This is a genomic window from Sphingorhabdus sp. EL138, assembly GCF_900258045.1.
Lineage (GTDB): Bacteria > Pseudomonadota > Alphaproteobacteria > Sphingomonadales > Sphingomonadaceae > Parasphingorhabdus.
The window spans coordinates 759,614-780,487 of sequence record NZ_OGVD01000004.1; the positions used below are offsets into that span (position 1 = coordinate 759,614).

Sequence of the window (20,874 nt, forward strand, 5' to 3'; positions counted from 1 at the left end):
ATCGCTTGTAATAATGTCGAACGTTCCGGACTTAACCGCTGTCATATTGGGCCTGATTCTCGCCGCATGGCTGGCTGCGTCCGCATGGGCGGTGTGGACCGGTCTGGCGATGAAGAAAAAGGCGGAATCAACCTTGCGGCAATCGGGTCGTTTGGGCCGGCTGCTGGAAACATCGCCGGCCTTGCCATTATTGGTCAGGTCTGACGGAAAACTGGAGGCATCGCAGCGACTGATGCACTGGTTGGGCTTTGATTATCTGCCATCACATATTTCGGAATTATACAGCCAGGATGCCGGGATGAGCCGGGAAGATATGGAAGCGCTCACGCAGGACGTTAACCTTGCCCAGAAATCGGGAAGCAGCTTCACGCGCGCTATCAGGGTTATCGGGTCGGACAAATCCCTGCTGATCCGGGGCGGTCTGGCGGATCAGCAAATTGCACCCAATGGCAGCGCCCTGTTATGGATATTCGATGCCACAGAGAGTCAAAGCCAGATTGATGAACTGCGTGCAGAGAATGAAGAAGCCCATGCCGCTTTTGATGCCTTGTCGGCTTTGATCGAGGCCGCGCCGATGCCGATGTGGCATCGTTCGCCCGATATGAAGCTCACACTGGTGAACAGCGCTTATGTCAGGGCTGTGGACGCCAGTGATGGCGCGCAGGTGGTCGAAGAAGGCATTGAGCTGATTGAGACAATAAACGGTGTGAGCCCAACCGATGCGGCGACTCAGGCGAGGGAGAAGGGCGAGCCGCATGAACGGGTTGTTGCAACCACTATTGGCGGGCAGCGCCGGACGACGCAGGTGGTCGACGTGCCGCTCGGCAAGTCGGGCATTGCCGGCTATGCGATCGATATTCAGGAGCTGATAGATTCGCGCAAGGAACAGCGCCGGTTTAATGAATCACAGCGCGATATGCTCGACAAGATATCGGCCGCCGTGGTGCAGTTTGATGCGGACAAGTCCCTGCAATTTTGTAACCTGCCGTTCCAGCGCATATTCTCTATGCGGCAACAATGGATTGCCGAGCGTCCGGAATTCCCAAGGGTGCTGGACCGGATGCGCGAGATGAACCGGATTCCGGAAGTTCGCGATTTTCCCGAATGGCGGGAGGAGCGGACCCAATGGTTCCAGTCCACCGGTTCGATCGAGGAGAATTGGTTACTGGCGGACGGCACCCATTTGCGTGTGATCGCCAATCCGACACCTGATGGCGGTCTGTTGATGATCATAGAAGACCGGACCGAGCAGGTACAGCTGGCCAGTGCCAGAGACACTTTGCTGCGTGTGCGCACCGCGACTTTCGACAATCTGTTTGAGTCCGTCGCAGTCTTCTCTGCTGATGGAAAACTGAATATCTGGAACCATCAATTCGCGAGTACCTGGGATCTGGATGAAGAAGATCTCGGCAAGCATCCGCGTGTCGATTCCCTGATGCAGAAAATGGCCATGCAACTGAAGCAGCCCGCCCGGATATCGGAGGTGCGCGCGATGGTGCGTACGGCCACGTCCGAGCGCGAACAGCAGAGCGGGCAGATATCCTTTGTCGACGGGCGCCGTTTTGAATTTGCTGCTATCCCGCTGCCGGACGGCAATGCGCTGTTTACGATGCTCGACATATCCGACAGTCGCCGCATTGAGTTGGCCCTGCGCGAACGTAATGAAGCGCTGGTCGAAGCGGATTCAATCAAGGCGTCTTTCCTGTCCAACATGAGTTATGAGTTCCGCACGCCGCTGACGTCGATTGGCGGGTTTGCAGAATTGCTGGATAACGAGGTTGCCGGGCCGTTGACGGAGCAGGGGCATGAATATGCGCGCGCCATTCTGCAATCGGTCAAACGTCTGGGTATGCAGATTGATAACGTGCTGGACCTTAGCCAAAGCGAAGCAGGTGCCCTTCCTATTGCCAAGGAGAAGGTGAACCTGAACAAGCTGGTCGAGGATGTCGCGGCGCAGTTCGCCGATGATGCTCAGGCCAAGACCATCGAAATGGAATTGCAGCTGGATGACACTCTGGGGTCAGCCTTGGCCGACAGGAAAAGACTGTCACAGGCAATTGGGCAAATTATCGACAACAGCATTCGCTATACCGGTGAAGGTGGGCGTCTGTTGATCAATGGCAGCGGCAACGTGAAACAGGCGGTCATCCATATTTCCGATGATGGTCCAGGCATGAGCGCAGGCCAGCAATCGAAGGCATTCGACAGTTTCGCCCGGTCGCGCAACAAGACTGGGGAGAATGTCGGGGGGCTGGGGCTTCCGCTGGCCCGGCAGCTGATGCTGGCGCACGGCGGTGAACTGACATTGACCTCTGAACCGGGTCAGGGAACGCTGGTCACCATTCACCTGCCGCGGCAATAAGCAGTGGGGCAATAGACAGGGCATGCCGTTGATACTGGATAATGAAGCCGCGACGTTGGCATTGGGAAAAAAGCTTGCGGAGGCCTTGCGGCCCGGTGACAAGATCGCTTTGACCGGCACGCTGGGGGCAGGGAAGACCACGCTGGCACGCGGCATATTGCGGGGGCTTGGCTTCGGCGATGATGTGCCGAGCCCGACCTTTGCCATTGTGCAGCAATATGATCTGCCGGAGGTCAGGATTCCGGTGGCGCATGTGGACTTCTATCGTATCGAGGAGCCTGATGAAGTTCAGGAACTTGGCCTGGATGATATCCTGATGGATGGTGCCATGATCGCGGAATGGCCGGACCGTATGCCGGCTTCTTTCTGGAGCGATGCGCTGCAGCTTACCCTTGAAATCGAAAATGATGACACTCGCCAGTTGACTTGGACGGCTGGTCCCGCTTGGAAAGACAGATGGCCAATAACATGACACCGCCTGCAACGGCGCAGGATTTTCTGAACAATCATGGCTGGGGCGGCGCAGAGATTTTGCCCGTGGCGGGCGATGCGTCTTTTCGCCGGTATTTTCGAGTTGTTGCCGGTGACCGCAAGGCGATTTTGATGGACGCACCACCCCCGCATGAAGACCCGCGCCCGTTCATCCATATCGCACGCCACCTGAAAGCACAGGATTTCGCCGCGCCGGAAATTTTCGGCGAAGATCTCGACCACGGACTGGTTCTGCTGGAGGATTTTGGCGACCACCGGATGCGGGAGCATCTTGATCACCATCCTGAGGACGAAGAAGTAATCTATCGGCAAACAGTGGACCTGATAAAGGCGCTGCACGAGAAGCCGGCGGCCGACATAGCGCCTTACGACTGGGATCAATATCTGAGGGAAGTAAACTTGCTTCCGGATTGGTATTGCCCGGCGCAGGCACTGGATGTGGACGCGGCGGGTTTTGTCGATGCCTGGCATGGAGTTTTGCAGCCGGTAATCGCATCCCAAAAATCGCCTGTAACAGTCCTTCGCGACTATCATGCCGAAAACATCATGTTGCTGGATGACAATCGTCTGGGCCTGCTCGATTTTCAGGATGCACTGGCCGGGCACGCTGCTTATGATCTGGTGTCGATGTTGCAGGACGCGCGCCGCGATGTTTCGGACGATTTGGAGAAGGCGATGATCGACTATTATCTGGACGGGCAATCATCAGATAAAGCCGAACAATTTCGTAGCCACTATGCGATTTTGGGAGCGCAGCGGAACACCAAGATCATCGGCATATTTACCCGGCTTTTTGTTCGTGATGGCAAGCCGCGTTATCTCGATTTTCTGCCTCGCATGTGGCGGTTGCTTGAAAAAGATCTGGCGCATCCGGATCTTGCACCGGTCGCGGACTGGTTTGACCGAAATATTCCGGCGGATATCCGCAACAAACCGATTGCGGCATCGCAGGCATGAGCAAGGTTGAAACGGCAATGGTCATGGCGGCTGGCCTTGGCAAACGCATGCGCCCGCTGACCGCAACACGGCCCAAGCCGCTCGTCAAAGTGGCGGGCAAGGCGATGATCGACCATTGCCTCGACAAATTGTGGGAAGCGGGAGTGATGAAGGTTGTCGTCAACGCCCACTATCTGCCCGACGCGCTGGAAGCGCATCTCAAATCCGTCAATTATCCCTTTGACATCCGGATTTCCGACGAACGCGCGCAGTTGATGGAAACCGGTGGAGGACTGGTGCAGGCCGAGCCTCTGATTGATGAGGACCGGTTCTTTGCGATCAACAGCGACAATCTTTGGACCGATGGCCCTACTAACAGCCTGCAGCGGCTGGAAGAGCGGTGGAATGACGCGGAAATGGACGCGCTGCTGCTCCTGGTGCCGCAAACGTCTGCGCACAATTATAAGGGCGCCGGGGATTTCAAGCTTGATGACCATGGCCGGGTGTCCCGCCGTCTGCCGGATCGTCAGGCGCCTTTTATTTACACTGGCATCCAGCTTCTATCAAAACGTCTGCTCCGCGATGCACCCGAGGGGCCGTTTTCGACCAATGTTTTGTGGGATCGTGCGATCGAAGAAGGGCGACTATTTGGACTGGTACATGAAGGCAGCTGGTTTGAAGTCGGATCGCCTGACGCAATCGCGCCAACGGAACAGGCGATGAGCCGTGCATAGTCCCGCATGAGCAAGCGGCTTCAGCCCGCCATTTACAATATCGCCGCGCATGGCGGCTTTGCCGATGCCCTTGCACAGGGTTTGATTGACCGGTTTGCCAAAGACCCATTAGGTTTGGCACGGGGTCTCATAATCCTACCCAATAATCGGGCGCGCCGTGCCGTCCATGATGCTTTCGTTAGGCTCAGCGAAGACGGGCTGTTGTTACCGCAAATGGCGGTGATTGGTGATCTCGAGCTGGACGAATCCATCGGAGTTGCACTGGATCGGGGCGAGCTGGCTCTCGACATAGCACCAGCAGTGGATCCGCTGGATCGCCTGCTGGTGCTGGCCCAGCTGATTGAAAGGGAAAGTGCGGCGAAGGGCAGGGCTTTATTGTCCAAGGAAGCACTGCGGCTGGCGCGCGAATTTGCCCGGACGCTGGATCAACTGACGGTCGAGGAAATCGCACTCAAGGATCTTTTTGATATTGATGTGGAACCAGAACTGTCCGGTCATTGGCAGGATGCGCTCGCGTTTTTTCGCGTGATTACCGAGAAATGGCAGGCAAAGCTGACGGATATGGGCGCCGTGGATGAAGCTGCGCGGCGCAATGCCCTGTTCGATCAAACTGTGAAGGCATGGAAAACGGCCCCACCCAATCATTTTGTGGTCGCTGCTGGTATCACCACCTCCGCTCCGGCCATTGCGCGTTTCCTGAGGGCCATTGCTTTCCTGCCTGAAGGAATGGTGGTGCTGCCGGACCTCGATATGGTCATGGCCGATGAAGAATGGGGCATGCTTGGCCCGTTTCAACCCGATGCCGAGACTGGCAAGGTGGAACGTGCGCAGGAAACCCATCCGCAATATCACATGAAACTGCTGCTCGAACGCATGTCGATTGCGCGCGGCGAGATCATGCGCTGGCCAAGGACAGGGACCAGCGGAGCGGCGGCAAAGCGCAGCCGGGCACTCAGCAATGCCTTTGCTATCCCGAAGCTGACATCGCGCTGGCAGTCGCTGGATAGTGATGAACGCAGTCTGGCCGGTGTGCAGACAGCGGAAGCGCGCAACAGTGCCGAAGAGGCGCAGATTATTGCGCTGTTGGCGCGTGAGGCGTTGGAGACACCGGAACGCCGCGTTGCGATAATTACACCGGATCGCGCATTGGCAGGCCGGATTTCGGCGCATCTCGAGCGCTGGATGATTGCGGCAGACGATACAGCGGGACAGCCGTTGTCCAAAAAACCGGAAGGCATATTCTTCCTGGCCTTGCTGTCCGCCGCAACAGACGGATTTCCTCCGGCTGAGTTTCTCGCATTGCTGAAACATCCGTTGGTGCGGGCAGGGGAAGGACGTTTGGACTGGCTTGCCCAGGTTCGTAAACTGGACCTGTTAATGCGCGGTCCCCGGCCAGCGCCGGGATTGGCTGGAATTGACAGCCTGTTCCAAAGTGAAGATCGCCGCACCAAAAGCCTGCGAGACAATTTGCGTCCGTGGTGGACAGATGTGCGGGCAATATTTGCACCAGCGGCCACAGCCTTGAGTGGAGCCATGAACTGGACCGAGATGCTGGCAGAAGTCCGTCAATTGGCGGACTTGCTGACCAACGGCCAGGTCTGGGCCGGACCGGCAGGCCGCCAACTGGCTGACTTTCTTTCCGATATGGAAGATCGCGCAGCCTTGGGACCGATGAAGATCCAGGCACCCGAGATTGCCGGATATTTTGAGACCTTTTTGGCCGATATGCCCGTGCGTCCCCCTTATGGCGGACATCCTCGCATCGCGCTCTACGGCCTGCTCGAAGCGCGGTTGCAACAGGCGGATCTGGTTATCTGCTGTGGTCTCAACGAAGGCAGTTGGCCTCAGGCGATAACGCCCGATCCATGGTTGGCACCGATGGTGCGGAAATCCCTGGGACTGCCTGCGCAAGAACGGCAAATTGGTCTGTCCGCGCATGACCTGGTTGGCGCGATGGGCGCGCGCAATGTTATTCTCACGCGGGCCCAGCGTGACGGGTCTGGCCCGGCCATTGCCTCGCGCTTCCTGCTCCGCCTGAAAGCGATGTGCGGCCCCAATCTGAAAGAGCATCCCGTCGCTCGGCAATGGGCGACGCGCATCGATCAGCCGGAGGAGTACATCCGGATCGAACAGCCAGCACCCGAGCCAACTGCGGATCAGCGGTTGGTGAAGTTATCGGTCACAGATGTAGACCGGTTGATTGCTGACCCCTTCGCTTTTTACGCAGCCAAAATCATGCGCCTGGGCACGCTCGATATGATCGATGCGGAGCCAAGTCCGGCATGGCGCGGATCGATTATCCATGACATTCTCGACAAATGGGCGAAAGAGGATGGCTATGATCCTGACGCTCTGAAACGACGCGCTGAAGGCTTCTTGAATGAGCGCTCTTCGCATCCCCTGATGCGCACTTTATGGGCGCCGCGTTTGATGGAAGGTCTGTTATGGATTGCCGATACTGTGGCGCAGCAGCGCGCAGGCGGGCGCGGGCCGCTGAAGTCTGAACAGAAGGGTGTTGCACGCATAGCTGGTGTCGATCTTTTTGGAATAGCCGACCGTATCGATCGCATGGCCGACAGCAGACTTGCCATTGTCGACTATAAAACCGGCGGCCCACCGTCCAACAGAGCCGTGAAAGAAGGGTTCGCATTACAACTCGGCCTGCTGGGGGCTATCGCCGAAAAAGGCGACTTTGGCGGTCTTTCCGGCAAAACAGGCGGCTTTGAATATTGGTCACTGGCAAAGCAGGGCGGCAAAAACAGCTTTGGTTATATTGCGACGCCGACCAACCCGCGCAGTCCCGACAAGATAGAAGCTGATCAGATGGTCGATCATGCTGTGACGGAATATACCAAGGCGGTGAACAGCTATATCCATGGCGATGAGCCTATGGTGGCAAAGCTCCATCCGGAATATGCGCCTTACGCGGACTATGATCAGTTGATGCGGTTTGAAGAGTGGTACGGCCGCGCCGACGTGTTGGAGCAGGGAGGCGAGCATGAGTGACACGCCAACGCTTTTTCCGCTGGCCGACAAACAGAATGAGGCGGTGCAGCCGGATGACAATATCTGGCTGAGTGCATCTGCTGGTACTGGCAAAACACAGGTGCTGACCGCACGGGTTTTCCGGCTTTTGCTCCGCGAAAATGTGAATCCGGAACATATATTATGCCTGACCTTCACCAAGGCAGGGGCGGCTGAAATGGCGGACCGGATCCACCGGCAACTGGCCAGTTGGGTGCGGCTTGATGATACGAAACTGGCCGCCGATCTTTCCGCCATCGGCGCGCCGGTTGACCCCGCGACACGGGAATATGCACGTACCTTGTTCGCCCGTGTGCTGGACGCGCGCGGTGGCGGTCTCAGGATCATGACCATCCACAGCTTCTGCCAGACGTTGCTCGCGAGCTTTCCGGAAGAGGCCGAGATTCCGGCACTGTTCAAACCGATTGAAGAACGCGACCAGAAGATATTGGCGCGCCAGGCGCTGGGCGATTTGCTGCTGGACGAAGAGGCGGCGGGCAATACCGCAATCATTCAGGCGATACAGGCGCTCAGCGTGCGGATGGGTGAAGAGGAAGCCGAAAAATATCTGATGACCTGCGCGTCCAAGGCCGATGCTATGGAAAGCCTGCCGAGCGGCGTGCTTCCTTTCGTTCGCGGATTGCTGGGGCTGCCGGTTGATGGCGATGCGCAAAGCTGGCTTGAGCAGCGGTGCAGCGATGAGGCCTTTGATATCACGGCGTTGCAGAACATGGCGGATGCACTGGCCAGTTGGGGCACCAAGACGGCGACCGGGTATATCGAAAAAATTCGTACATGGATCGCCGCCAGTCCTGTCGATCGGGCAGAAACATTGCCCGAGCTCCATAAAATCTGGGCAAAGGCCGATGGCGAGTGGCGCTCGGTGCCAAAGGGGTTGGATAAGGCCGCACCGCATTATCATGAACTTAGCGTCGATATGTACGATCATTGCCGCCAGTTGATCGAGACGAAGGTGCTGTTTGATTATGCCGATCTGTTTGTAGGGGCGCTGAATGCTGGTCGCGGTTTTTATTATCGCTATCGGGATGCAAAGAAACTGCAGGGCGTGGTTGATTTTGATGATATGATCCGGATGACCGCCAAGTTGCTCAACCAGGGCAATATGGCCGAGTGGATTCGCTACAAGCTCGACCAACGCACCGACCACATACTGGTCGACGAAGCACAGGACACCAATCTCGCCCAGTGGGATATTGTCCGGGCGCTGGCAGGAGAGTTTTTCGCCGGTCTGGGCGCGAATGCTGATAAAATTCGGACATTGTTTACCGTCGGCGACTTCAAGCAGGCGATTTTTGGCTTTCAGGGAACCAGCCCGCATAATTATGTCAAAGCGCGTGACGATTTCTTTGCACGGGCAGGGGCGTCGGAACGGCCCTTCAGTGACTTGTCACTGGACCGCAGTTTTCGATCCACGCCGCCAGTGCTGGAGGTAGTCGACAAGGTACTGGAACATGTCGGGGAAAAGGAACTTGGTCTGGATAAGGCCATACCATCCCATCAGAGCCACTATGCGGGCGAGCCGGGAAGCGTAACGACATGGAGGCCCGTTGCCCATGGCGCGGTTAGCAATACGGATGATGACGAAACGTGGCTAAGTGATGAAAAACGGGTTTTTGCCCAAAGGCTTGCGATTCAGCTTAAGGAATGGCTCTCGCCGGAAACAGCGCTTTGGCTGAACCGCGAGAATCGACCGCTTGAACCCAAAGATATCATGATCCTGGTCAGCAAGCGCGATGACCTCAGCGCCCTAATCGTGGCGCGGCTCTTTGCTGAAAATGTTCCCGTCGCGGGTATCGACCGGATCCGCCTCAACCAACCGCTGGTGGTGCAGGATCTGCTGGCCGCGATCCGTTTTGTCTTGCAACCGGAAGATGACCTAAATCTGGCATCACTGCTGGTGTCTCCGCTTCTGGGCTGGTCGCAGGACGATCTGCTGGAACGCGGTTACCGGGGAGAGGAACATAAGGACAAAAGCCTGTGGGAATATCTGCGGACTCAAGACCGACTGAAACAGCATGTCGAGCCTTTACGCGTGCTGTTGAATATGGCGGATTTCAATACGCCTTATCAGTTTCTGGAAACCATCGTTTCCGGCCCGATGCAGGGACGCAAGAAACTGACAGCACGCCTTAGTCACGCGGCGCTCGACCCACTCGAGGAGTTGCTCAATACCGCGCTGGCCTTTGAGCAGGGCCATATTCCGACCTTGCAGGGCTTTCTCGACTGGTTTGATCGCGGGGATGTTGAAATCAAGCGGGATCAGCTGGAAGGCGGGAATGAAGTCCGCCTGATGACCGTCCATGGGGCCAAGGGTCTGCAAGCACCTCTCGTCATTCTTGCCAACGCGACATTTGACCCGGCGAACAAGAAAAGCGGCGGCTTTGATATCCCGGACCCGACGCGACCGGATGATGACCTCGAATATCCTGTCGTACAGGTTCGCAAAGCCGAACGTATCGGATTGCTGGACGCCTATGCCACTGTGGCAGATGCCCGGGAACGGGAAGAGCATTGGCGTTTGCTCTATGTCGCCATGACCCGCGCGGAGGAACATCTCGTCGTCACCGGGATATTGGGACCAAAAGCCAAAGGTGTCGTGCCGGAGTCCAGTTGGTATCACGCTGTGGAGCATGGCTTGACTGCGTTGGGAACGGAGCAAACGGATTCCGTGCGCTGGATTGCCGAGCGAACATATACGGGGCCTGATGCACCGGACAAAGCCGGACGAAGGACCAAGGCCGCCGAGCCGTTACCAGATGAAGAGCAGGCCGCCTTGCCAGAATGGTTATTTGCACCAGCCCCAAAAGAGGCCCGGCCGCCGCGGCCTTTGACGCCGTCGGATATGGGCCCGGACGATGCTGCGAACCCGCCACCGGCAAAGGCGATGCGCGATGCGGCCGAACGCGGCAAACTGCTCCATAGCCTGTTCGAGCGACTGCCCGATATTGCGCCTGAAAACCGAGCGGATGTCGCCGGCCGCTGGCTCGCCAAGCAAAAACAGGTCAGTGATCCGGCAGAGCGTCGGGCGCTTATTGAGACGGTGTTGTCAGTCTTGGGCAATCCCGCATGGTCAGAGCTGTTCTCTCCCGGCAGCTTTGCCGAGGCCCCGATCGCGGCCGTGGTTGACGAGCATGTGATTTCGGGCACCGTTGACCGTCTTTTGATCACTGATGATTTGATCACCGTCATTGATTTCAAAACGGGGCGCGCAGTGCCCAAAGAACCTGCCAATGCGCCTTTGTCTTATCTGCGCCAAATGGCTACATATCTCACTGCACTTGAAAAGATTTTCCCCGGACGCCCCACTAAAGCCGCCCTGCTGTACACGCATGGTCCCACCCTGCTGGAGCTTTCCGACGATCTGATCGCACGGCATAAGCCCAGCAACAAGCCAAGCTTTGAGCGCCCATGAAAATCCTTTTCGGGCAGAGACTTGAGCAATGGGCTGTGCGGGCCTAGATTATATTCAAACAAGCAAAGGAGATTCCCTATGGCTACCAAAGCAATTACTGACGAGAGTTTTGAACAAGATGTCCTGAAAGCCGACGGCCCCGTGCTTGTTGACTTCTGGGCAGAATGGTGCGGCCCCTGTAAGATGATCGGCCCAGCGCTGGAAGAAATCAGCGACGAATTGGGCGAGCAAGTGACCATCGCCAAGCTCAACATCGATGACAGCCCGGATGCACCCGGAAAATACGGCGTGCGCGGCATTCCGACAATGATACTGTTCAACAATGGTGAACCGGTTGAAACCAAAGTCGGTGCGGCGCCAAAGAGTCAGCTGAAATCATGGCTGGAAGAAAGCCTACCCGCTTAATACTGGTCAGCTCAATCGGTAAAAACATCCCCCAGAAGCTCGGCGGCCTCATCCCATAGTTTGGGCGATGAGGCCCCGAGCAAACCGGTTTTGCGATCTGCAGGCCGATAGGCGTCGCCGTTCCAGCGTGCCGCTTTCCCGCCCGCTTCATTCAGGAACAATATCCCCGCCGCATGATCCCAGGGCAGGCTGCGTTCAAAGGTTGAAATGTGGTTCGTACCCAGCGCCAGTCGGGGATATTGTTCCGCCGCACAGCGCGGAATATCGACAATCTCATAATGTCCGTCAGCCGCGAGAAGAAGCTTGTCACGTTGCTGTGACGTCATGAAGCCAGTGGCAAGAGCGGCTATGGGTTTTCCGTCTGGATCGACTGATACGCTAAGCTTTTCACCATTGATAAAGGCACCTTGCCCCTTCGCAGCATAGCAAAGCCGGTCTTGCAGAGGATCATAGAGCCAGCCAGCGACAGTCTCATTTTCCTGCGACAGCGCGACAATCATTCCAAAAGGCGGTTTACCTGCTGCAAAATTTCCGGTTCCATCAATCGGGTCGATAATCCAGGTCTGCTTGTCAGCCAGATGATCCATGACCGATGGGTCGGCGGCGCTGGCTTCCTCACCCACAATAGCTGCATCGGGCAGGAGAGTACCCAATTTTTCGCTGAGCATCTCTTCGCTCAGCCTGTCAGCCACGGTTACCAGATCGCCGGGTGCCTTTTCCTCAATATCGGCGGTTTTGAGGTTCTGATAATGTGGGAGTACGACCTCTTTCGCTACATCCTTTAGGATATCCTGCACCGGCAGATGAAGGCTGGAATGGCTCATGCGGGCGACAATATCTGCCCCAACCGCGGGAAATGAACATGGAGTGCGCCAACTTGTTCATCCTCTCGTTTGATGATTATCTCTCTATCATTGAGACCCACCAACTCTCCGACAACGGCTGCAGGATCAGGCGTCTCGGTTCTCACGGAAACCTTATCACCAGCGGAAAAGCCGGATGCTGGATACACTGAACCGCTGCTGACCGGTTCTGATGCCTTGGCATAGTCGATCGCTTGCTGTCCCGTCCATTCCTCGAAATTACCATAGCCAATGCCGTCAATGCGATCATACCAGGCCGCGACATTGCTGCCGAAGTCGGATGGTTTTTTTCCTGCAAAGCTCGCAAAGCGGATGTTCATATAGAGCATCAAATCTGCGTGCCCGGCTTTGTCGCCGCTGATATAGTTTCTCCCATCTGCGAGGGTTTCGGCCACCAATGCCGCTCCTGCCTCAAACTGCCCTGTCAGATGCGGCACCATCGGCAGGAATTTCCGGCGATCCATGCCGAACCGTTTAGCGCGATCTTCCCAAAATTCATCGCTGACAATCTCAGGGTTGGTGCCCAGAGCGACCCCGACTGCAGGCATGAACCACTGGCCGCCCGACCATAAAGCAATTATCCGACCGGCGAAGCCAAGTGGCTCGGGATAGAGGCTTGGTTCAGGCTTAACTGCCTCAAGCGCGTCAACGATGACGGCCGTGTCGCAATAAATCTCCGACCCGAATTGCAGCACAGGTATGCGCTCATATCCGCCCGTCAGAGCGCTGAGATCCGGTTTTGGGCAAATGTCAGGTTGTTGGACAGACTTCCAGTCGATGCCCTTCAGACCGAGCGCGAGCCGCATCGCCTGCCCGAAAGGCGAGTTTTCGTAGTGATGCAATATGATTTCGGTCATTCTAGCTCCTGTAGTCGGCATTTATTGAGATATATCCGTGGGTCAGGTCACAGGTCCATACTGTGGCCTTCCCGTCACCGATCCCGATATCGACGCTGATGTCAATTACGTCGCCTTTCAGGTGCTCGGCGACCGGAGCCTCGTCATAATCGGGTACAACCAGACCGTCGCGGGCAACCGTGATACTGCCAAACCCAATGGATAGCCTGTCACGATCTGCTGGTTCGCCGGCTTTACCAACCGCCATAACCACCCGGCCCCAATTGGCGTCTTCTCCGGCAATAGCGGTTTTGACGAGCGGGGAATTGGCGACCGACAAAGCGATACGTTTTGCGCTTTCGTCGCTTTGCGCACCCGTAACGGCAATTTCGATAAACTTGCTGGCGCCTTCGCCATCGCGGACCACGAGATGGGCCAGTTGCATACATAGATCGCTCAGGGCTGCCTGAAACGCATCAGCACCGGCGTCGTCAAACGATGTCAGGGCAGGGGTGTCACTTTGACCTGTGGCAAAGGCCAAAACAGTGTCGCTGGTCGATGTATCGCTGTCGACCGTGACGCAGTTGAAGCTTTTCGCCGTTGCTGCGTTTAGCATTTCCTGCAGAAAACCGGCGTCCACTGCGGCATCAGTGAAAATATAGCCGAGCATTGTCGCCATATCCGGCGCGATCATGCCGGAGCCTTTGACAATACCATTCAAATATACCGTTTTCCCACCGACAATTGCGCTTGTGGTTGCCATTTTGGGAAAGGTGTCGGTGGTCATGATCGTCGACGCAGCATCTTCCCAGCCGCAAGGTGCGGATGTGAAAGCCGCCTTCAGGCCGGCCTCTGCGCGATCTTTTGGTAATGGTTCACCAATGACGCCGGTAGAAGACACATATATCTCTTCCTCCGTGCAGTCCAAGTAATCACTGGTGAGCGACAATATCCGTTGCACTGCCTCCATGCCGCGCGCGCCTGTAAAGGCATTGGCGTTACCAGCATTAACGACCAGTGCTCTTGCCTTGCCACCGGGCAAGGCTTTCCGACACCATTCCACCTCTGTTGACGGACATTTGCTCTGGGTCAGTACGCCTGCGACAGATGTACCCTCGGCCAGTTCGACATAGGTCAGGTCACAGCGATCCCATTCCTTGTATCGCGCTTGAGCGATGCGACAGGTGACGCCCGAAATTTCTGGAAGTTCTGGAGTATGTGCTGGGGCAAGGGGTGATTTGGTTTCTGACACTTAACTTGCCTTTATCTATTGGTTTGCTAAAGCGAAGTTCTTCTCACAGGGCTTATTGATGAACGTCTATATTGCAAGTTTTATGTTGCTGCTTTTCAATGCAGTTGGCGTTAATGCGCCGGCTGCTGCTATGGCAACAGAAACAGCCGGCAATGAGGTTGCTTCTGAGACGGAATTGGCGGCACCAGCTGATCATGATAACGCCACGCAAGGCTTCATCTACAGCGATACGGCCCTTGCGCTGCGCTCACGAGGCGGAGGCGATACTAAAGCTGACTGGCCAGTATTGCCGGTCCAGTCGACCAATGGCGACAAGCTGGAGCATGAAGAAGGCGCGCCTTAGTCGCCTGCTCGGACGATCACCTACGTTGATTTGTCCCCAATCGTCCCTAAATGCAGTCAAGAATGAGCGTTAAACCCGCTCAATATCTAAAGAAATATCGGAAATCATCATGATCGGCGGCTTTGCCAAATCCCTATTCGGGTCTTCTAACGACCGTTACGTTAAATCCATCATGAAAGTGGTTGATAAAATCAACGCTTTCGAACCGGAAATCGAACCGCTTAGCGATGATGAGCTAAAGGCGAAAACACCGTATTTCCGCGAACGGGTCGCCAATGGAGAAACGCTGGATGATATTCTGCCAGAGGCATTCGCGGTCGTGCGTGAAGCTGCGAAACGGACCTTGGGCCAGCGCCACTATGATGTGCAGATGGTCGGCGGTATTGTGCTGCATCGCGGTGAAATCTCCGAGATGCGGACGGGTGAAGGTAAAACGCTCGTTGCCACGCTCGCTTGCTATCTCAATGCAATTGAAGGCAAAGGCGTCCACGTCGTTACGGTAAATGACTATCTCGCCCGGCGTGATGGTGAGTGGATGAGTCAGGTCTATAACTTCCTGGGCATGAGCGTCGGAACGATCATTCCTAACATCGGTGAAGAACAACGGCGTGAGGCTTATGCCGCCGATATTACCTATGGTACGAATAACGAGTTTGGTTTCGACTATCTGCGCGACAATATGAAACATGACCGCGGGCAGATGGTCCAGCGGCCTTTCAACTTTGCGATTGTCGATGAGGTGGATTCGATCCTGATCGATGAAGCCCGGACGCCGCTAATTATTTCAGGCCCGACGGACGATAAGTCAGATCTTTATATTTCGGTGAACGAGATTGTTCAGCATATTGATGAAGAAGATTATGAAAAGGACGAAAAAAGTCGCCAGATATCGTTAACCGAAGATGGAACGGAGAAAGCGGAACGCCTGCTCGAAGAGGCGGGATTGCTAGAAGGTAATAATCTCTACGATTATGAAAATACGCAGGTTGTCCATCACCTCAATCAGGCCTTGATGGCCAATGTCATGCGTAAGCGGGACACCGATTACATCGTCAAGGATGGCAAGGTTGTCATTATCGACGAATTTACCGGTCGTATGATGGATGGTCGGCGTTGGTCCAATGGACTGCATCAGGCGGTTGAAGCCAAGGAAGGTGTTCAGATTGAACCTGAAAACCAGACAATGGCATCGATCACGTTCCAGAACTATTTCCGTATGTATCCAAAGCTGTCAGGCATGACCGGTACTGCAGAAACGGAGGCGGCCGAGTTCTTCGAGATTTACAAGATGAACGTCGTAACCATTCCGACGAACAAGCCAATTCTGCGACTTGATGAAAATGACGAATTTTACAAGAATACGCTCGATAAATTCGCGGCCATTGCCAAGAAAATCAAGGAACATAGCGATAAGGGCCAACCCGTTCTGGTGGGCACGGTATCGATCGAGAAATCAGAGCTTTTGTCAGACTTCCTGAAAAAGGAAGACGTGACGCACAATGTTCTCAATGCCCGCTTTCATGAACAGGAAGCGCACATTGTTGCACAAGCGGGTGCTCCGGGCGCGGTGACGATCGCGACCAACATGGCTGGCCGCGGCACGGATATTCAATTGGGTGGCAATATTGATTTTCGTATCGAGCAGGAACTCGCCGATATGGAGGAAGGTCCAGAGCGGGACAAGGCCGTTGCCAAGATTGAAGAAGAAGTCCGGGCGTTGCGTGAAGAAGTGCGCGCAGCGGGCGGTTTATTTGTTCTGGGCACGGAACGGCATGAAAGTCGCCGCATTGATAATCAGCTGCGTGGTCGTTCGGGTCGTCAGGGTGATCCAGGACTCAGCCGTTTCTATCTGTGCCTGGAAGACGACCTGCTTCGGATTTTTGGTACCGAGACGATGTTCGCCAAGATGATGAACAAAAACCTCGAAGATGGCGAGGCCATTGGCGGTAAATGGCTCTCCAAAGCCATTGAAACGGCCCAGAAAAAGGTTGAAGCACGTAACTACGAAGCGCGGAAACAGGTTGTCGAATATGATGACGTGATGAATGACCAGCGCAAGGTGATTTACGAGCAGCGCTCTGAAATCATGGATGCAGAGACGGTCGGCGATGTGGTCGAGGATATGCGGCTTGAGACCGCCAATGCCGTCGTTGCCGACAGCTGTCCTCCCGGAAGCTATCCTGAGCAGTGGGATATCGACATGCTCAAGAAGCGCGTCGAAGAGGTATTTGGCCTTACGCCGGATATCGATGCCTGGATGCAGGAAGATGCGGTTGAGCCGGAGATCCTTGAAACACGGATCGCCGAATTGGCCGATGCCGATTTTAACGCAAAAGTGGAACAGATTGATCCGGAAATCTGGGTGCAGATTGAAAAATCAATTCTGCTGGAATCGCTTGATCATAACTGGAAAGAACATCTCGCGACGCTTGACGCGCTGCGGCAGGTTGTCTTCCTGCGCGCCTATGCCCAGAAGAAACCACTGGATGAGTATAAGAAAGAAGCCTTTGGTCTTTTCGAACGCATGCTGGAAGTTATCCGTGAAAGCGTGACGAAAACCATCGCCGTCAGCCAGTTCCATCGCCAGGAAGAAATTGAAGTGCCGGAATTGCCGGAACTGCCCGATTTCCTGACCACGCATATTGATCCGCTGACCGGCGAAGATGACAGCAACGATATTGACGGCGGCACATTGGGTACGGTCTCGACTGCGCTGCCGCCACGGCAGTCCGGTGGCGCGGCTCCCGCCGATATCAATTTTGACGGGGTGAGCCGAAATGCGCCATGTCCGTGCGGCTCGGGCCGAAAATACAAGCATTGTCACGGCAAATATTGATATTGTAAGCAGCATGCCGAGCGAGACCTGATATGGCGGTTGGCATTGCCGGTCTTGCTTTACTCTTCCTGCTGACAGCAGCACTCTATGCGTCGGTGGGCTTCGGCGGTGGTTCGACCTATATCGCGCTGCTGGCTCTGGCCGATATAGACTATCGACTGCTGCCGATTGTTGCGCTGATCTGCAATATCATCGTCGTCATGGGCGGAACGTTACGTTTTCAGGCGCGCGGATTGATTGAATGGCGGAGGATTTGGCCGATCCTGCTGTTATCGGTGCCTGCGGCCTGGCTAGGAGGGCGTCTGGCCATAGATCAGGACAGTTTTCTCGTCCTGCTGGGTCTGTCTTTGACTGTTGCCGCTCTGTTGCTCCTCACAGAACCCTTTTTCAAAAGCAGAATGGTTGGTTCACAGACCCCAAAGGAGCACGGCGGCTGGTTCGCTCCAATTGTTGGTTGCGGCATAGGTTTCCTGTCCGGCATGGTAGGTATCGGTGGCGGAATATTTCTCGCCCCGATCCTTTTGCTGATGAACTGGTCCGATAGCCGCAGAATAGCGGCGACCGCCAGTGTCTTCATCCTCGTTAACTCAGCAAGCGGGTTATTTGGGCAACTGATGAAATCGGCGTCGGGGCAGGTAGGGCAGGGGACCGACATGGTCTTGTCCTACTGGCCATTGTTCCTTGGCGTGCTGGTGGGCGGGCAGATTGGCAGTTTTCTGGCTAGCAAGGCACTACCGGAACACTGGATCCGCCGACTGACGGCATTGTTGATCCTCTATGTGGCTGGCCGTATGTTCTGGCAGCAATTTGGATGAGTGACCTGGGGATGAAAATTAATATCTGCTATGGACGCAAAGGCGGACGCTAGGTTTGGGCGACTAACGATTAAAAGGCAGCCATCGCCAGATCGGGACTCAGGATAGCCAGAACGAGACCAATACCAATCGATCCAAAGAAAAACGTATGAAACTTGTTTCGTTCAAATGCGCCGGTGGCCAGTAAAGCTGAGGTAGCTCCAAGGTTGGAGACTATTCCCATAAAGACCACGCCAATTGGAAATTCGCCTTGTGTGATATGATAAATTCCACCTGAGTACCCAACCAGCAAGGCCAGTACCGCGATACCATAAATTCTATACAGGGTTGTGGATTTGGATTTCATGTTCATGATTGCATCAATTTTTTCGCCGGAAAAAACGACGAATGGAGTTACAACCGTCAAGAGAGATACGGCGATTTTGATGATCAATAATATCGTGAGAGGGGTCATCCGAATATCCTTTCAGAAGATTTGAAAATGCGGTGAGCTGGAATTTTCTGTGCTCACTCGGCGAAAGGGGCGTTTCGGATCAGGTCGCTGACCGGAACCTGTTTGTAAGTTTGTCCGATCCGAGAATTTGGTTTCGCAAGAGCTTGGCGTTCGAGCATTGAAATCAAGAGCGATTTTGTACCGTGCCTGGGATGTGACTTTAGGATATTGCCAATGACGTCCGGGTCGAGTCTATCCAACCCCGCGCCCACAACATCGGCCAACGCACCGCGCGCTACCAAGGCAAATTCATAGTTATCGTGCCTGGCTGTGGCAGGATTGGTATGGAGGTTTATAGCTCGAGCTACTTTCTGGCCGAGTTCAGCAAAACCTTGCTGTGTTAGAAATGCCTGCGCTGCTTCACCGCCGTTGGTTTCAAAATCACCCGCTTTATCAAATGGATCTTCCAAACCAATATCATGCAAAAGCATGGAAACATAAACCAGTTCTGTATCGAACGATTTACCCTCGGCCTCTGCAAAGGCCGCAGCAAACAGATAGGACCTCTTGACGTGAGAGACCATTATGTCACCGCTGTAATCCTCTACAAATCTCTCGGTTGCCCGGATTGCTGGCGTCTCGGGAAACTGGCTCGTAGAGTTTTCGGCCTCAATGTCATCATGCCGATCTTCTATCTCATCAGCATGAATTGCAGGTGTCATTGTAAGGGCTAAGGCCAATCCGAACGCGGTAATTATTCTGTTCTGATTCATCATACTTCCATCCTTTGTTGAGCGATTAGATATTTAGTTGTTCTTCCAAATGCTTAAGGGCCGAGAGATAATTTGCATTGTCGACATATCCGACATGGCGAGATGAGTTGATCTTGCCGGTCGTGTGCGCTTTCAAATCCGCTTCATTGACCATTTCGGTGAACGCAGAATCGCGGCAGGATTTTGCTGCTTTTTGTGCAATGAGCCGGGCAATGATCTTGGCCAGACGATCGAACAGCCCGAAGACGCCGCCATTTGTTTCGATCATGCCATTGAAATAGATATTTTGCGCCGACGGGTGGAAAGCTGACATTTTAAGGCTTGGCCGCGTACCCTCCTGATAGTTCAGTAGATTGTCCGGCAAAAAGCTCATCGTCGCCCGATAACCGGTGGCGCAGATAATCTCGTCTACTTCATCCAGTTCCCCGGACTTGAAACATACCGATTCACCTTCCAGACACGCAACATCTCCTCTTGGCTGAATGCGACCATGCCCTAGGTGCTGCAATATGTCGTTGTTCATAATAGGGTGGCTGGCCAGCGGTTCATGATCCGGTGCTGGCAAACCGAAACGCTTTGGATTTCCGACCATCATCGCTAGAAAAGCGGTAAAATCAGGTGGTGAAAGCCAATCAGGCATTTTCATGTTTCGAGCAAAGAAGACATCCGTTGGATGGCCCATGACAAATTTTGGCAAGAACCAATATCCGCGGCGCAGGCTCAGATAAGCTTTGTCTGCCGTTCGAGCAGCGTCGCAGGCGATGTCCACGCCCGAATTTCCGCAGCCAAGTATCAGTATCTTTTTGTCGCGAAATTCCTCCGGATCCCGGTAGGTTTGGCTGTGCCGGATCATACCTGAGAATGAACCCTCGAATTCCGGCGTCACAGCATCCCACAAAGTTCCACTGCACACAATGATCGCATCGCAGTCTTCCGAAAACCCCTGACCATCGATCCGCCATCCACCATTTTCCAGGGGGCGACATCGCTCTATTTCCGATTCAAACCGGATCAGCGGGTAGAGGTCCTCCAGGTCGGCAAAAGACCGCAAATAATCATGCACCTGTGCATGGCTGGGATATTCCGGAATATCGGTCGAAAACGGATGTCCCGCAAAATGAGACATATCATGGCCCTTCGACGAAATGAAATGGGCCGACCGGTACATGGGCGTACCGGGCGCTTCGATGTCCCAAATTCCACCAACATCTCGATTTCTTTCAAAGACAATAGTTTCAAAGCCTGCATCTTTCATTGCCCGTGCGGTAGCCAGACCAGCTGGACCCGCTCCAATTACACCAATCTTTAGTTCCATTACGTTTGCCAATCACAATTAA

At 54.8% G+C, this 20,874-nt stretch carries 16 protein-coding genes; 10 read left to right on the forward strand and 6 right to left on the reverse strand.

Features of this window, described 5'->3' with window-relative positions; genetic code table 11:
* The first annotated feature begins 13 nt into the window (after positions 1-13).
* The 7 genes from DK507_RS13515 to trxA all read left to right on the forward strand — a co-directional run bounded on the left by DK507_RS13515 (position 14) and on the right by trxA (position 11,386).
* Positions 14-2,362, forward strand: a complete 2,349-nt coding sequence (locus DK507_RS13515; protein WP_109356871.1) for a PAS domain-containing sensor histidine kinase — start codon at positions 14-16, stop codon at positions 2,360-2,362.
* A 22-nt stretch (positions 2,363-2,384) separates the two neighbouring features.
* Complete coding sequence (tsaE, locus tag DK507_RS13520) at positions 2,385-2,834, forward strand: tRNA (adenosine(37)-N6)-threonylcarbamoyltransferase complex ATPase subunit type 1 TsaE (RefSeq protein ID WP_109356872.1); 450 nt, start codon at positions 2,385-2,387, stop codon at positions 2,832-2,834.
* Positions 2,831-3,811, forward strand: coding sequence for an aminoglycoside phosphotransferase family protein (locus DK507_RS13525; RefSeq protein ID WP_109357689.1), 981 nt, complete (start codon positions 2,831-2,833; stop codon positions 3,809-3,811). Before tsaE ends, DK507_RS13525 begins: the two co-directional genes overlap by 4 nt.
* On the forward strand, positions 3,808-4,524 hold the full coding sequence (locus tag DK507_RS13530) for a nucleotidyltransferase family protein (RefSeq protein WP_109356873.1): 717 nt from the start codon (positions 3,808-3,810) through the stop codon (positions 4,522-4,524). Before DK507_RS13525 ends, DK507_RS13530 begins: the two co-directional genes overlap by 4 nt.
* 6 nt (positions 4,525-4,530) lie before the next feature.
* On the forward strand, positions 4,531-7,530 hold the full coding sequence (gene addB, locus DK507_RS13535; RefSeq protein ID WP_109356874.1) for a double-strand break repair protein AddB: 3,000 nt from the start codon (positions 4,531-4,533) through the stop codon (positions 7,528-7,530).
* On the forward strand, positions 7,523-10,981 hold the full coding sequence (addA, locus tag DK507_RS13540; RefSeq protein WP_109356875.1) for a double-strand break repair helicase AddA: 3,459 nt from the start codon (positions 7,523-7,525) through the stop codon (positions 10,979-10,981). The genes addB and addA overlap by 8 nt, the downstream gene beginning before the upstream one ends.
* Before the next feature lie 78 nt (positions 10,982-11,059).
* The gene (gene trxA, locus DK507_RS13545; RefSeq protein WP_108809917.1) at positions 11,060-11,386 is read left to right on the forward strand and encodes a thioredoxin TrxA; all 327 of its coding nucleotides are present in this window, start codon (positions 11,060-11,062) and stop codon (positions 11,384-11,386) included.
* An 11-nt stretch (positions 11,387-11,397) separates the two neighbouring features.
* Here the strand turns inward: trxA and DK507_RS13550 are convergent, their stop codons facing one another.
* From DK507_RS13550 to argJ, 3 genes are read right to left on the reverse strand one after another with little or no spacing between them, the layout of a single operon-like run.
* Positions 11,398-12,210: an inositol monophosphatase family protein gene (locus DK507_RS13550; RefSeq protein WP_109356876.1), complete on the reverse strand. Its 813-nt coding sequence runs from the start codon at positions 12,208-12,210 to the stop codon at positions 11,398-11,400.
* On the reverse strand, positions 12,207-13,106 hold the full coding sequence (locus DK507_RS13555) for a glutathione S-transferase family protein (RefSeq protein WP_162559050.1): 900 nt from the start codon (positions 13,104-13,106) through the stop codon (positions 12,207-12,209). The genes DK507_RS13550 and DK507_RS13555 overlap by 4 nt, the downstream gene beginning before the upstream one ends.
* A 1-nt stretch (position 13,107) precedes the next feature.
* Entirely contained in the window at positions 13,108-14,337 is a 1,230-nt protein-coding gene (gene argJ, locus DK507_RS13560) for a bifunctional glutamate N-acetyltransferase/amino-acid acetyltransferase ArgJ (RefSeq protein WP_109356878.1), read from the reverse strand.
* 58 nt (positions 14,338-14,395) lie between these two features.
* Between argJ and DK507_RS13565 the strand changes: the two genes are divergently transcribed.
* The 3 genes from DK507_RS13565 to DK507_RS13575 all read left to right on the forward strand — a co-directional run bounded on the left by DK507_RS13565 (position 14,396) and on the right by DK507_RS13575 (position 18,331).
* Positions 14,396-14,680, forward strand: a complete 285-nt coding sequence (locus DK507_RS13565; RefSeq protein ID WP_109356879.1) for a hypothetical protein — start codon at positions 14,396-14,398, stop codon at positions 14,678-14,680.
* Between the two features lie 109 nt (positions 14,681-14,789).
* Positions 14,790-17,516 carry a preprotein translocase subunit SecA gene (gene secA / locus DK507_RS13570; protein ID WP_109356880.1) on the forward strand — a complete coding sequence of 909 codons (2,727 nt, stop codon included), beginning with the start codon at positions 14,790-14,792 and terminating at the stop codon, positions 17,514-17,516.
* A 32-nt stretch (positions 17,517-17,548) separates the two neighbouring features.
* The gene (locus tag DK507_RS13575) at positions 17,549-18,331 is read left to right on the forward strand and encodes a sulfite exporter TauE/SafE family protein (RefSeq protein ID WP_109356881.1); all 783 of its coding nucleotides are present in this window, start codon (positions 17,549-17,551) and stop codon (positions 18,329-18,331) included.
* 70 nt (positions 18,332-18,401) lie between these two features.
* On the opposite strand, the gene DK507_RS13580 is transcribed toward DK507_RS13575, so the two are convergent.
* The 3 genes from DK507_RS13580 to DK507_RS13590 are packed head-to-tail and all read right to left on the reverse strand — an operon-like array spanning position 18,402 to position 20,852.
* The gene (locus DK507_RS13580; RefSeq protein WP_109356882.1) at positions 18,402-18,785 is read right to left on the reverse strand and encodes a hypothetical protein; all 384 of its coding nucleotides are present in this window, start codon (positions 18,783-18,785) and stop codon (positions 18,402-18,404) included.
* 53 nt (positions 18,786-18,838) lie between these two features.
* On the reverse strand, positions 18,839-19,540 hold the full coding sequence (locus DK507_RS13585; protein WP_109356883.1) for an HD domain-containing protein: 702 nt from the start codon (positions 19,538-19,540) through the stop codon (positions 18,839-18,841).
* A 22-nt stretch (positions 19,541-19,562) separates the two neighbouring features.
* Complete coding sequence (locus DK507_RS13590) at positions 19,563-20,852, reverse strand: NAD(P)/FAD-dependent oxidoreductase (RefSeq protein ID WP_109356884.1); 1,290 nt, start codon at positions 20,850-20,852, stop codon at positions 19,563-19,565.
* Positions 20,853-20,874: the final 22 nt, after the last annotated feature.